11 protein-coding genes are annotated in these 13,169 nt (G+C 59.9%); 8 read left to right on the top strand and 3 right to left on the bottom strand.

Translation table 11 applies throughout. From position 1 onward, the window contains the following. Window positions 1-52: 52 nt before the first annotated feature. The 3 genes from ACA069_RS08280 to phhA all read right to left on the bottom strand — a co-directional run bounded on the left by ACA069_RS08280 (window position 53) and on the right by phhA (window position 2,463). Window positions 53-1,246, bottom strand: coding sequence for an amino acid aminotransferase (locus ACA069_RS08280; protein ID WP_489878495.1), 1,194 nt, complete (start codon window positions 1,244-1,246; stop codon window positions 53-55). Further along, window positions 1,246-1,602, bottom strand: a complete 357-nt coding sequence (locus tag ACA069_RS08285) for a 4a-hydroxytetrahydrobiopterin dehydratase (protein WP_003222798.1) — start codon at window positions 1,600-1,602, stop codon at window positions 1,246-1,248. The genes ACA069_RS08280 and ACA069_RS08285 overlap by 1 nt, the downstream gene beginning before the upstream one ends. 69 nt (window positions 1,603-1,671) lie before the next feature. Beyond that, the gene (phhA, locus tag ACA069_RS08290; RefSeq protein ID WP_158830660.1) at window positions 1,672-2,463 is read right to left on the bottom strand and encodes a phenylalanine 4-monooxygenase; all 792 of its coding nucleotides are present in this window, start codon (window positions 2,461-2,463) and stop codon (window positions 1,672-1,674) included. A gap of 372 nt (window positions 2,464-2,835) precedes the next feature. Between phhA and ACA069_RS08295 the strand changes: the two genes are divergently transcribed. The 8 genes from ACA069_RS08295 (at window position 2,836) to ACA069_RS08330 (ending at window position 13,090) form a co-directional block, all read left to right on the top strand. Next, entirely contained in the window at window positions 2,836-4,398 is a 1,563-nt protein-coding gene (locus ACA069_RS08295; protein ID WP_489878497.1) for a sigma-54-dependent transcriptional regulator, read from the top strand. 286 nt (window positions 4,399-4,684) lie between these two features. Next, window positions 4,685-5,425: a flagellar basal body rod protein FlgF gene (locus ACA069_RS08300; protein ID WP_187677347.1), complete on the top strand. Its 741-nt coding sequence runs from the start codon at window positions 4,685-4,687 to the stop codon at window positions 5,423-5,425. A gap of 45 nt (window positions 5,426-5,470) precedes the next feature. Then, a complete protein-coding gene (gene flgG / locus ACA069_RS08305; protein ID WP_187677348.1) occupies window positions 5,471-6,256 on the top strand; it encodes a flagellar basal-body rod protein FlgG in 786 nt (261 codons plus the stop codon). Window positions 6,257-6,308: 52 nt separating this feature from the next. Continuing rightward, window positions 6,309-7,004 (top strand): flagellar basal body L-ring protein FlgH, encoded by a 696-nt coding sequence (flgH, locus tag ACA069_RS08310; RefSeq protein WP_187677349.1) that lies wholly within the window; start codon window positions 6,309-6,311, stop codon window positions 7,002-7,004. A 27-nt stretch (window positions 7,005-7,031) separates the two neighbouring features. Then, complete coding sequence (locus ACA069_RS08315; protein ID WP_401271073.1) at window positions 7,032-8,120, top strand: flagellar basal body P-ring protein FlgI; 1,089 nt, start codon at window positions 7,032-7,034, stop codon at window positions 8,118-8,120. Between the two features lie 11 nt (window positions 8,121-8,131). Further along, a complete protein-coding gene (gene flgJ, locus ACA069_RS08320) occupies window positions 8,132-9,427 on the top strand; it encodes a flagellar assembly peptidoglycan hydrolase FlgJ (protein WP_401271023.1) in 1,296 nt (431 codons plus the stop codon). Between the two features lie 22 nt (window positions 9,428-9,449). Next, entirely contained in the window at window positions 9,450-11,510 is a 2,061-nt protein-coding gene (flgK, locus tag ACA069_RS08325; RefSeq protein WP_401271026.1) for a flagellar hook-associated protein FlgK, read from the top strand. Between the two features lie 14 nt (window positions 11,511-11,524). Then, complete coding sequence (locus tag ACA069_RS08330) at window positions 11,525-13,090, top strand: flagellar hook-associated protein 3 (RefSeq protein ID WP_401271028.1); 1,566 nt, start codon at window positions 11,525-11,527, stop codon at window positions 13,088-13,090. Window positions 13,091-13,169: the final 79 nt, after the last annotated feature.

Here is a 13,169-nt window from a genome sequence, read left to right on the forward strand (position 1 = left end):
ACAAGATCAAAAGATCGCAGCCTCCGGCAGCTCCTACAGGGGTATTGCGGTATTACTTGCAGACGTTGGCTATGGCCTCGGCCAGCAGCGCCAGACGTGTCGCATCGATACCGGCCACGTTCGCCCGGCCCGAACTCACCATGTACACGCTGTGATGCTCGCGCAGTTGTTTCACTTGCTCCGGCGACAGGCCGGTGTAAGAGAACATCCCGCGCTGCACGCCAATGTGCGCAAAACGCTCGCGCAGACCGTGCGGCTCCAGGGCTTCCACCAAACCACTACGCAACTGCGCGATGCGCAAACGCATGGCTTCCACCTCGTCGGCCCAGCGGCTTTTCAGCTCCGGGTCGGCAAGGATGGTCGCGACCACGGCCGCGCCGTGATCCGGTGGCGTTGACCACAGGTTGCGGGCGATGTTGGCCAGTTGGCTGCGAATGTCGATGAGCTTGTCGGCGGTTTTCGCGCAGACGATCAGCGCACCGGTACGGTCGCGATACAGGCCGAAGTTCTTCGAGCAGGAACTGGTGATCAGCAACTCCGGCACTTGCGCGGCGAACAAGCGGGTCGACCACGCATCCTGCTCCAGACCGTCGCCAAAGCCTTGGTAGGCAAAGTCGATCAGTGGCAGCAGGTCGCGACGGCGCACCACGTCCAGCACGCGCTGCCAGTCGTCGTGGCTCAGGTCGAAACCGGTAGGGTTGTGGCAGCACGCATGCAGCAGCACCACGTCGCCTTTCGGCACTTCGTTGAGCACGGCGAGCATGGCGTCGACGTCGAGACGGTTGTCACTGCCCACGTAAGGGTAGTGACTGACCTTGACGCCAGCCGTGGCGAAAATGGTTTCGTGGATCGGCCAGGTCGGGTTGCTCAACCACACGCCTTTGCCCGGCAGGCATTGGGCGATGAAGTCGGCAGCCAGACGCAGGGCACCGGTGCCACCCGGGGTCTGGGTGGCGCCGGCACGCTGTTCGGCGATCAGTTTCGAGTCGCCACCCAGCACAAGCTCATTGATGACTTTGCCGAACAGCGGGTTGCCGTGGCCACCGATGTAGGTTTTGGTGTCCTGGCTCTCGACCAGCCGCGCTTCGGCGATTTTCACCGCTTCAGGGATGGGGGTCAGGCCTTGGGCATCCTTGTAGACGCCAACGCCGAGGTCGAATTTGCGCGGATTGGCATCCTGCGCATACGCCTCCATCAAACCGAGGATCGGGTCGCCGGGCACCCGGCCGATGGCGTCGAAGTGCATTACTTGCGTCCTTCTGCGGTCTTGGCCACTTCGTCAGTGCGCGCGGCCATGATGAAGTCGTTGCGGTGCAAGCCTTTGATCGAGTGGCTCCACCAGGTCACGGTCACTTTGCCCCACTCGGTCAGCAGACCCGGGTGGTGACCTTCGGCCTCGGAGATTTCGCCGACGGCGTTGGTGAACGCCAGCGCGTGCTTGAAATTCTTGAACAGGAAGACTTTTTCCAGCTGCATGATGCTGTCGCGAACTTCGATGTTCCAATCAGGGATCTGCTTGATCAGGATCGGCAGTTCTTCGTCGCTGACTTGTGGCGCATCGGCGCGGCAGGCTTCGCAGTGGGCTTGGTTCAAAGTTGACATGGTGTATTCCTGAATTCGATTCTTGTTGGAAATTACTATCTTTGCGCGCAAGTCGCGAGCGGGTTCTGCTCAGGCCGCTTTCGGCTTCGGCGGAAATTTCGGTGCGTGCAAACCCAACTGCATGCCTTGCTTGACCATGGCCATGATGTCTTCATGGGCCACGTCGAACAGACGCTTGAGGTTCGGCAGGACAAAGTACAGCGGTTGCAGGATGTCGATGCGATAAGGCGTGCGCATGGCTTCCAGCGGATCGAAGGTCTGATGCTCGGGCTCGTCCGACAGCGAGTAAACAGTTTCTTTCGGTGAGGAGAGGATGCCCCCGCCGTAGATGCGTTTGCCTTGCGGGGTGTCGACCAGGCCGAATTCAATGGTCATCCAGTACAGGCGCGCGAGATACACGCGCTCTTCCTTGGTGGCTTGCAGGCCGAGCTTGCCGTAGGTGTGGGTGAATTCGGCAAACCACGGGTTGGTCAGCAGCGGGCAGTGACCAAAGATCTCGTGGAAAATGTCCGGCTCTTGCAGGTAGTCCAGCTCTTCGCGGGTGCGAATAAAGGTGGCCACGGGAAATTGCTTGCTGGCGAGCAATTCAAAGAAGGTCTGGAACGGAATCAGTGCCGGAACGCGCGCGACCTGCCAACCGGTAGTCTCACCGAGCACCTTGTTGATCTCGCCCAGTTGCGGAATGCGGTCGTGGGGCAGACCGAGTTTTTCGATACCGTCCAGGTATTCCTGGCACGCACGACCTTCGATCACTTTCAGTTGGCGAGTGATCAGCGTGTTCCACACCGCATGTTCTTCGGCGGGGTAGTCGATAAAACCTTGCGCATCGGGCTCGCGGGCCACGTATTGCGTCTGCTTCATACTGCTCTCCTGCTAGGGGAATTCGTTCTTGTTATGTCCAGCGATGGACTCAGAATTACCCGAGAGCGTGTTGATGTGCAGCAGGTTGAATCGCCTTCGCGTAGGAATTTTCCCTTTAATTCGTAAATTAATCGTTACGCTTTGACGGATATCTCGCGTTTGCAGTGATTTGCAGGTTTGAAAAGGGTCATCGCTGTCACATAATCTTGACAACTATCTGCGCGCTGCGACAGAAAAGTCTGGCGCAACCCCCCTGTAGGAGTGAGCCTGCTCGCGATTGCTGTGTATCAGTCAATGAGGAAGTTGGCTGGACTTGCCTCATCGCGAGCAGGCTCGCTCCTACAGGTTAATCATCGTTTTCGGGCCTTTTATATGCGTATCAAAGTCCACTGCCAAAACCGCATCGGCATCCTGCGCGACATTCTCAACCTGTTGGTGGCGTACGGGATCAACGTCGCGCGCGGCGAGGTTGGTGGTGAGCATGGCAACGCGATCTATCTGCATTGCCCGAACCTGATCAACATCCAGTTCCAGGCGTTGCGCCCGAAGTTCGAATCGATTGCCGGGGTGTTCGGCGTCAAGCGGGTAGGGCTGATGCCCAGCGAGCGGCGGCACATGGAGTTGAACGCACTGCTCGGTGCGCTGGAATTTCCGGTGTTGTCGATCGATATGGGTGGCTCGATTGTCGCCGCCAACCGCGCGGCGGCGCAGTTGCTCGGCGTGCGCGTCGACGAGGTGCCGGGGATTCCGCTGTCCCGCTACGCCGAAGATTTCGACCTGCCGGAACTGGTGCGCGCCAATAAATCGCGAATCAACGGCATGCGGGTCAAGGTCAAGGGCGACGTTTTTCTCGCCGACATCGCTCCGCTGCAATCGGAGCACGACGACAGCGAAGCGATGGCCGGTGCGGTGCTGACCTTGCATCGCGCCGACCGTGTCGGCGAGCGCATCTATAACGTGCGCAAGCAGGAGTTGCGCGGTTTCGACAGCATCTTCCAAAGCTCGAAAGTCATGGCGGCGGTGGTGCGCGAAGCGCGTCGCATGGCGCCCCTTGATGCACCTCTATTGATAGAAGGCGAAACCGGCACCGGCAAGGAGTTGCTGGCACGCGCCTGTCACCTCGCCAGTCCGCGCGGACAATCGCCGCTGATGGCGCTCAACTGCGCCGGCCTGCCGGAGTCTATGGCCGAGACCGAGCTGTTCGGCTATGGCCCCGGTGCTTTCGAAGGCGCACGCGCTGAAGGCAAGCTCGGTCTGCTGGAGTTGACGGCGGGCGGCACGCTGTTTCTCGATGGTGTCGGCGAAATGAGCCCGCGCTTGCAGGTGAAATTGCTGCGCTTCTTACAGGACGGCTGTTTCCGTCGCGTCGGCAGCGATGAAGAGGTTTATCTGGATGTGCGGGTGATCTGCGCAACACAGGTGGACTTGTCCGAGTTGTGCGCTCGCGGCGAGTTTCGTCAGGATTTGTACCACCGCTTGAACGTGCTTTCGCTGCACATTCCGCCGCTGCGCGAATGCCTCGACGGATTGACGCCATTGGTGGAGCACTTCCTCGATCAGGCCAGTCGGCAGATCGGCTGCTCGCTACCAAAACTGGCGCCGACGGCCATGGATCGGCTCAGTCATTATCACTGGCCGGGCAATGTGCGGCAGTTAGAGAATGTGCTGTTTCAGGCGGTGTCGCTGTGTGATGGCGGCACGGTCAAGGCCGAGCATATTCGTCTGCCGGATTATGGCGTGCGTCAGCCGCTTGGCGATTTTTCCCTTGAAGGTGGGCTGGACGAGATCGTCGGGCGGTTTGAGAAGGCCGTGCTGGAACGTCTGTATTCCGAGCACCCGAGCAGTCGGCAACTGGGTAAGCGCCTTGGCGTTTCGCATACGACCATTGCCAATAAGTTGCGTGAGTATGAGGTGGGCAAAGAGCCTGAAGCCTAAGATCGAAAGATCCTCCGAACGCGGCCCGAACCTTCGGCAGCTTCTAGAGTTGGAATGCGGATTCCTGTAGGAGCTGCGGCACGCTGCGATCATTTGGTCGATTGCCGCGAAGCGGCATAACACCGCCGGTTTTTCGACTTCGATACATTTCCCAATTCCCCGCAATACCCCTCAAGTCCTTTGTTTGCCGGGCCTCAAGCCGCCAGAAAAAAGTTGGTCTGCAAATTGCTTATGGCTCAGCAGTACAGCGGTGGGCGGCAAACGTCCGGCATGCAGAGGAAAGAGTGTGGACAAGTACCTTTATGTGGCAATGACCGGCGCCAGCCAGAACGCACTGGCGCAGAAGGCTCATGCCAACAACCTGGCGAACATCTCCACCAACGGTTTTCAGCGCGACCTGGAGCAGGCGCGTTCGATGCCGGTGTTCGGTGACAGCTTTCCGGCGCGCGCGTTTGCCCTGAGCGAACGGCCCGCCACTGATTTCACGCCAGGCTCGCTGGTGCAGACCGGCCGTGACCTCGACGTCGCCGTGACCGGCAATGGCTGGATCGCCGTGCAGAATCCCAACGGCGGCGAAAGCTACGTGCGCACCGGCAGCCTGAATGTCGACGCCCTCGGCGTCCTGCGTGCCGGCAATGGTATGCCGGTGATGGGCAATGGCGGTCCGATCGCCGTGCCACCCGAGCAGCAGATCGAAGTCGGCGAAGACGGCACCATCAGTATTCGTGCGATGGGCGAAGGCCCGCGCGTCATGGCGGAAGTCGACCGGATCAAACTGGTCAACCCGGACATCAAGAACATGAACAAGGGCCTCGACGGCTCGATCTACACCAAGGACGGCCAGCCTGCGCCGATCGATGCCAACGTCAAACTGGTGTCGGGTTTCCTGGAGTCGAGCAACGTCAATGCCGTGGAAGAAATGACTTCGGTACTGGCCCTGGCCAAGCAGTTCGAGTTGCACGTCAAGATGATGAACACCGCCAAAGACGACGACCAAGCCATGGCTCGGGTCTTGCAGATCAGCTAATTATCAGAACGTCGCGCCGTAAAACAGGCGCACGAGGAGAATCGAATGCTTCCGGCTCTATGGGTTGCCAAAACCGGTCTGTCCGCCCAGGACACTAACCTGACCACCATTTCCAACAACCTGGCAAACGTCTCGACCACGGGTTTCAAGCGTGACCGCGCCGAGTTCCAGGACTTGCTGTATCAGATCAAGCGTCAGCCAGGCGCCCAGTCGACCCAGGACAGCGAACTGCCGTCGGGTCTGCAAGTGGGTACCGGTGTGCGCATTGTCGGCACGCAGAAAAACTTCACCGCCGGCAGCCTGCAAACCACCGAACAGCCGCTGGATCTGGCCGTTGACGGTCGCGGTTTCTTCCAGATTCTGCAACCGGACGGCACCACGTCCTACACCCGTGACGGTACTTTCCACCTCGATTCCAATGGCCAGGTCGTCAACGCCAGCGGTTTCGCTCTGGAACCAGCCATCGTCATTCCGAACGATGCCCAGACCTTCACCGTCGGCCGTGACGGCACCGTATCGATCACCGTTGCCGGCAACCCGGCTTCCCAAGTGATTGGCAACCTGCAAACCGCCGACTTCATCAACCCGGCCGGCCTGCAAGCGGTGGGCAACAACCTGTTCCTGGAAACCGCTGCTTCCGGCGCGCCGCAAGTCGGTACTCCGGGCCTGAACGGTTTCGGTACCACGCTGCAGAACACCCTGGAAACGTCCAACGTCAGCACCGTTGAAGAGATGGTCAACATGATCACCACTCAGCGCGCTTACGAGATGAACTCCAAGGTGATCTCCACCGCCGACCAGATGCTCTCGTTCGTAACGCAGAATCTGTAATCAAGTCTATGAGGCGGCCATGAGGTCGCCTGCAACACCGTGAGGTAGGGTCATGAATCGCTTCGTATCTGTTCTGGCATTGAGTGGAGTCGTCTCGCTCGCGGGCTGCGTCGCTCCGACGCCCAAGCCCAATGACCCTTACTACGCCCCGGTGTTGCCGCGCACGCCGTTGCCGGCGGCCGCCAACAACGGCTCGATCTATCAGGCCGGCTTCGAGCAGAACCTGTATAGCGATCGCAAGGCGTTCCGGGTCGGTGACATCATCACCATCACCCTGAACGAGAGAACCCAGGCGAGCAAAAACGCTAACTCGCAGATCGGCAAGAACAGCGATACCACGGTCGGCCTGACTTCGTTGTTCGGTTCCAGTCTGACCACCAATAACCCGCTGGGCAGCAATGACCTGAGCCTGAACGCCGGCTACAGCGCTGACCGCGCGACCAAGGGCGACAGCAAGGCTGCGCAGGGCAATACCCTGACCGGTTCGATCACCGTGACCGTGGCCGACGTATTGCCCAACGGTATCATCGCCGTGCGCGGCGAGAAGTGGATGACCCTCAACACGGGCGATGAGCTGGTGCGGATCGCCGGTCTGGTGCGTGCCGATGACATCGCCACTGACAACACTGTTTCGTCGACCCGTGTCGCCGACGCGCGCATCACCTACTCGGGCACCGGTTCGTTTGCCGATGCGAGTCAGCCAGGCTGGTTCGACCGTTTCTTCCTCAGCCCGCTGTTCCCTTTCTAGGTGGCTACGTTGAACTTCAAGAGCCTCATGCTCGCTGCGGCCATGATGTCCGCAGCCTTTGGTGCCCACGCCGAGCGGCTGAAAGATATCGCCAGCATTTCCGGCGTGCGGTCCAACCAATTGATCGGTTACGGCCTGGTGGTCGGGCTTAACGGCACCGGTGACCAGACAACGCAAACTCCGTTCACCCTGCAGACCTTCAACAACATGCTCTCGCAGTTCGGTATCAAAGTGCCGCCGGGATCGGGCAACGTGCAGTTGAAGAACGTCGCGGCGGTGTCCATCAGTGCTGATCTGCCGGCGTTTGCCAAGCCAGGCCAACAGGTCGATATCACCGTTGCCTCGATCGGTAACTCTAAGAGCCTGCGTGGCGGCACCCTGTTGCTGACCCCGCTCAAGGGTATCGACGGCAACGTCTATGCAATCGCCCAGGGCAACCTGGTCGTGGGCGGTTTCGATGCTGAAGGTCGAGACGGCTCGAAGATCACTGTCAACGTTCCGTCGGCTGGTCGCATCCCTGGCGGTGCATCGGTGGAGCGCTCGGTGCCGAGCGGTTTCAATCAGGGTAATAGCCTGACGTTGAACCTCAACCGTTCCGACTTCACCACCGCCAAACGCATCGTCGACAAGATCAACGACATGCTCGGCCCTGGTGTCGCTCAGGCCATCGACGGCGGCTCGATCCGCGTTACCGCACCGCTCGATCCGAGCCAGCGTGTCGACTACCTGTCGATCCTGGAAAACCTCGAAGTCGATCCGGGTCAGGCGGTGGCGAAAGTCATCATCAACTCGCGCACCGGCACCATCGTCATCGGTCAGAACGTGAAAGTCTCGCCGGCCGCCGTAACCCACGGCAGCCTGACCGTGACCATTACTGAAGACCCGATCGTCAGCCAGCCAGGCCCACTTTCCAACGGCCAGACCGCTGTCGTGCCACGTTCGCGCGTGAACGCCGAACAGGAAGCCAAACCGATGTTCAAGTTCGGTCCGGGCACCACCCTCGACGAGATCGTCCGTGCGGTGAACCAGGTCGGCGCGGCACCGGGTGACTTGATGGCCATTCTCGAAGCACTGAAGCAGGCCGGCGCGTTGCAAGCCGACCTGATCGTGATCTGAGGCCGACGACTATGGATATGCGCAAGAGCGGTCTGGTCAGCAGCAGCGATTCGGGTTCTTACTCTGACCTCAATCGTCTGAACCAGCTAAAGGTCGGTGACAAGGATAGTGATGCGAACATGCGCAAAGTTGCGCAGGAATTCGAATCGCTGTTCCTCGGCGAGATGCTCAAATCGATGCGTTCGGCGACCAATGCCCTGGGTGAGGACAATCCTCTCAACACGCCGGCCGCCAAGCAGTATCAGGAAATGTACGACCAGCAACTGGCCGTTTCCATGTCACGCGAGGGCGGTGGTATCGGTCTGGCCGACGTGCTGATGCGCCAGATGTCGAAGAACAAACCAATGGCGCCGGGTGAGGCTGCGGCCGCGTCCGCCGCCAAGCAGGAAGAAGCCAAAGCCAAGGCCGCTGCCGTGGCCACGCCGATTGCCGCTGGCACCGTCGCCACCAATGGCCCGTTGTCGCGCCTCAATGGTGAGCGTCCGCTGTGGGCCTCGCGTTCGGTCAATGCGCCTAACACGCAATTGGCCCACCGCAACGACATGGAATTGATCAACCAGCGCCGTTTGGCTCTGCCGCCGAAACTGGCCGATCGTTTGCTCGCAGGCCTGGTGCCTTCGGCCACCACGACAAGCGCCGCAACGCAATTGCCACAGCGTGCCACGACTGCCGCCACCACTGGCGCAGGTCCGCTGTACAACGGCGACTGGCTGGCACGCGCCGAGGCTGACAAAGCCTCCGGTGGGCAGATGCAGGTTTACGGCCGGGCGATGGCGCAGATTCCATTGGCGCCGGCGAAAAAAGCCTTCAGTTCTGCCGACGAATTCGTCAACACCATGCTGCCGATGGCCGAGGAAGCCGCCGCTCGTATCGGCGTCGATCCGCGTTACCTGGTGGCGCAAGCCGCACTGGAAACCGGTTGGGGCAAGTCGGTCATGCGTGCTCAGGATGGCAGTAGCAGCCACAACCTGTTCGGTATCAAGGCGAGCAGCAACTGGAAGGGTGATTCGGCCCGGGCAATCACCAGCGAGTTCCGTAATGGCGCGATGGTCAAGGAGACGGCCGAGTTCCGTTCCTATGCCTCGTACAAGGACAGCTTCCACGATCTGGTGACTTTGCTGCAGAGCAATAATCGCTATCAAGAAGTGCTGAAGTCGGCCGATAACCCAGAACAGTTTGTACGCGAGTTGCAAAAGGCCGGTTACGCCACCGACCCGAACTACGCAAGCAAGATTTCGCAGATTGCCAAGCAGATGAACGTTAACCAGAACTACGCTGCGGCGGGCGTTTCGACAACGCCTCTATAAAACATAAAGTAAGGTTTGAACCATGAGTTTGCTCAACATCGGGATGTCGGGTTTATCCGCTAGCCAATCTTCTTTGATGGTGACGGGCAACAACATTGCCAACGTCGATACGGCCGGCTACTCGCGCCAGCAAACCGTGCAGAATTCAAAAAGCTCGATTCAGAACGGCAACCTCTGGATCGGCACCGGTACGACCCTGGCCGACGTGCGCCGTGTCTACAACAGCTACATCGACGCCCAGTTGCAGACCACCACTTCGCTCAACAGCGATGCGGCGGCTTATCTGGGTCAGGTCACTCCGCTCGACAAATTGCTGTCCGATAGCGGCACCGGCCTCAATGGCGCGCTGACCAAGTTTTTCGCCTCGGTGCAGAACGTCAACGCCAAGCCGGGTGATGATGCTTCGCGCCAACTGCTGCTCAGTGATGCCCAAGCCTTGAGCGCGCGCTTCAACTCGGTTTCCAGCCAGTTGAACGCGCAGAACTCGGACATCAACGGCAACCTGACGAGCATGGCTGATCAGGTCAACAAACTGGCGAACACTGTCGCTCAGTTAAACCAGAAAATCTCCGAAATTTCCAACTCCGGTGGCCAGCCCAACGAGCTGCTCGACGCGCGTAACGAGACCATTCGCCAACTGTCGACCTTCACCGGTGCGCAGGTCGTCGAGCGTGGCGGCAACATGGATATATATCTGGGCAACGGTCAGCCGCTGGTGATGGGCAGCACGGTCAGCAAGCTGGAAGTCACGCCAAGCAAGACCGACCCATCGCGTATGGCCCTGCAGCTCAATAACGGCTCCAGCACTGTCGACATCACCTCGGGCATCACCGGTGGCGAGATCGGTGGCCTGCTGCGTTATCGCAGCACCGTGCTCGACCCTGCGATGAACGAGCTGGGCCGCGTGGCACTGGTCGTTGCCGATCAGATGAACACGATTCAGGCGCAAGGCATCGACAAGAACGGTGACTTTGGCGGCAGCCTGTTCACCAGTATCAATACTGCGGCGAACATGTCTGCGCGCAGCACCGCCACTATCGGCAACAGCGCAGGTTCCGGCAAATTCGATGTGAGCATCGAAGACACCGGCAAGCTGACCATCAACGATTACAAAGTGACCTTCACCAGCGCCACGGACTACACCGTGCAGCGTCTGCCGGAAGGCACCGCCATGGGCGCGTTCAGTACCACCACCAACCCGCCTCCGGTCATCGACGGCTTCTCGTTGAAACTCACTGGCGGCACGGCGGCGGCGGGCGACACGTTCAAGATCACCCCGACGCGCAGCGCGGCGGCCAACATCAAGACCGAGATGACCGACTCCAAGCGTCTGGCCATCGCAGCTCCGTTGGGCGCTGCCATTGCCCCCGGCGGCAGCGGCACGCTGACTATTCCGGCCAGCGGTCAACCGACCCTGACCACGAAGTTCGATATCTACGACGCCACCACCACCACGGCGATGCAGAACGGCATGAAGTACTCGACGCCGGTCAAAGTGGTGTTTGGCGATCCTTCGGCGGACGGCACCAGTCAGGGTTACCAGCTACTCGATGCCAAGGGCGGTGTGTTGAGCAGCGGCACCATCAAGCCGGGCCAGAACAACACCCTGAACCTGAGTATTCCGCTCAAGGACTCGACCGGCGCTGCGATCCCGCCAGCTCCGGCCACCCAGTACACCGTCAATTTCGATATGACCGTCGCCGGCTCGCCAGGCAAAGGCTCGGCGATCAATGTCAGCCTCAGCCAGCCGGGCACACTGGACAACCGCAACGGCGGTGTACTGGCTGACTTGCAGACCAAGCAGACAGTGGACACCGGTTCGGCCAGCAAAGGTATTTCCCTGACCGACTCCTACGGCAAACTGGTCGAAGGTGTCGGCGCCAAAGCTGCCCAGGGCAAGCTCGACAGCGCGGCCACCGACGCCATTCTGGCCAACGCCAAGGGCGCGCGTGATTCGTTGTCCGGCGTCGACCTCGACGAAGAGACCGGCAACCTGGTCAAGTTTCAGCAGTACTACACCGCGTCCTCGCAGATCATCAAGGCTGCGCAGGAAATTTTCAGCACACTGATCAACAGTCTTTAAGGGAGTCGTAATCCATGCGCATTTCTACCGGCCAGTTTTACGAATCTTCGGCAGCCAACTATCAGAAAAACTTCGCCAACGTGGTCAAGAGCAGCGAAGAGGCCAGCAGCCTGATTCGCGTCAACACGGCGGCAGATGATCCGGTTGGCGCTTCGCGTCTGCTGCAATTGGGCCAACAGGCTTCGATGCTTGATCAGTACGAAGCCAACGCCACTACCATCAAAGGCACACTGGGTACCGCTGAAGCGGTGATGACCAGCATCAACAACGTGCTGCAGCGTGCCAAGGAATTGGCTGTGAGTGCCGGCAACGCCGGGTACACGGACGCCGACCGTCAGGCCACAGCGTCCGAGCTGGGTCAGATCGAAGAGCAACTGCTCAGCCTGATGAACAGCAAGGACGAGAACGGTAAATACATCTTCGCCGGCTCCAAGGGCGACACCGTACCGTTCACTCGCAATGACGATGGCACTTACGCCTACAACGGTGACCAGGTGACCCTCGATCTGGCGATCGGTGACAACATGAAGATGGCCACCAACACCACCGGTTGGGAAGCTTTCCAGCAAGCGGTCAACACCAGCCGCAGCCAGGTCACCATGACGGCGCCTGCGGTCAATGACAATCGCGTGGTTCTGTCCAACGGTCAGGTGTCGTCGAACGTCAGCTACAACAGCAAGTTCCGTAGCGGCGAGCCGTACACTGTTGATTTTGTCAGCGGCACCCAGCTCAAAATCACTGACTCGGCCGGTAATGATGTGACGGCCGAAGCCAGTCAGGGTGGCGCGTTCGATCCGAAAAGCACGGCCGGTCAGACGGTCAGCTTCCGGGGCGTGGACCTGACGCTGAACATCAACCTGCAATCGGGCGATGTACCGGGCACCGTGCTGCCGGGTCATACGTTCACACTGGCGGCCAAGCCTGACACCTTCACCGGCACCCGCAGCCCGGGCAACCCGTCGTCGGCCCAGATCACCGGCAGCAGCGTCACCAACTCGACGGACTACAAAGCCAGTTTCCCGACCGGTTCAGCGGTGATGAAATTCACCAGCGCGACCGCGTTCGATCTGTACGCTGCACCGTTGACCGCTGACAGCAAACCGGTGTCCAGCGGCACTGTGGTCGCAGGCGTGGCCACTGCTTCGGGTGTGAGTTTCAACATCAGCGGTACACCGGCTGCCAACGATCAGTTCAGCGTGGCCGTCAATACTCACGAAACCCAGAACATTCTGGACAGCGTGAGTCAGTTGAAAAACGTGCTGAACACGCCAACCAATGGCAATGCGCTGGCTATCCAGCAATTGCAGGCCGGTCTGGCCTCCGGTCTGGGCAACCTCGCCAGTGGCACCGATCAGTTATCCAGTGCGATCAGTTCGGTCGGTGGTCGTGGCTCGTCGCTGGTGACCCAGAGCGATACCAATCAGTCGCTGGTATTGGCCAACGCGCAGACACAATCGTCGATCCGCGAATCCGATCCGGCCGAGGTCATGACCCGTCTGACCCTGCAGCAAACCATGTTGCAAGCCTCGCAACTGGCCTTCAGCAAGATTGCGCAACTGGGCTTGTTCAACAAGATCTGAGTCTGTGCCTGTCGAGCTGCCAACCGTCTTTTCCTAAGCGGTTACGGGGTTCCTGCCTGAAGAGGGCAGGGACCCGCCG

The organism is Pseudomonas sp. LBUM1652, assembly GCF_059716105.1.

What these genes read in the sequence shown, in the direction of transcription:
- ACA069_RS08285 (WP_003222798.1), bottom strand. Translation starts at nt 1,602, where the DNA reads ATGTCAACTTTGAACCAAGCCCACTGCGAAGCCTGCCGCGCCGATGCG.
- flgJ (WP_401271023.1), top strand. Translation starts at nt 8,132, where the DNA reads ATGGATATGCGCAAGAGCGGTCTGGTCAGCAGCAGCGATTCGGGTTCT.
- flgH (WP_187677349.1), top strand. Translation starts at nt 6,309, where the DNA reads ATGAATCGCTTCGTATCTGTTCTGGCATTGAGTGGAGTCGTCTCGCTC.
- phhA (WP_158830660.1), bottom strand. Translation starts at nt 2,463, where the DNA reads ATGAAGCAGACGCAATACGTGGCCCGCGAGCCCGATGCGCAAGGTTTT.
- ACA069_RS08330 (WP_401271028.1), top strand. Translation starts at nt 11,525, where the DNA reads ATGCGCATTTCTACCGGCCAGTTTTACGAATCTTCGGCAGCCAACTAT.
- flgG (WP_187677348.1), top strand. Translation starts at nt 5,471, where the DNA reads ATGCTTCCGGCTCTATGGGTTGCCAAAACCGGTCTGTCCGCCCAGGAC.
- ACA069_RS08295 (WP_489878497.1), top strand. Translation starts at nt 2,836, where the DNA reads ATGCGTATCAAAGTCCACTGCCAAAACCGCATCGGCATCCTGCGCGAC.
- ACA069_RS08280 (WP_489878495.1), bottom strand. Translation starts at nt 1,246, where the DNA reads ATGCACTTCGACGCCATCGGCCGGGTGCCCGGCGACCCGATCCTCGGT.
- ACA069_RS08315 (WP_401271073.1), top strand. Translation starts at nt 7,032, where the DNA reads ATGCTCGCTGCGGCCATGATGTCCGCAGCCTTTGGTGCCCACGCCGAG.
- flgK (WP_401271026.1), top strand. Translation starts at nt 9,450, where the DNA reads ATGAGTTTGCTCAACATCGGGATGTCGGGTTTATCCGCTAGCCAATCT.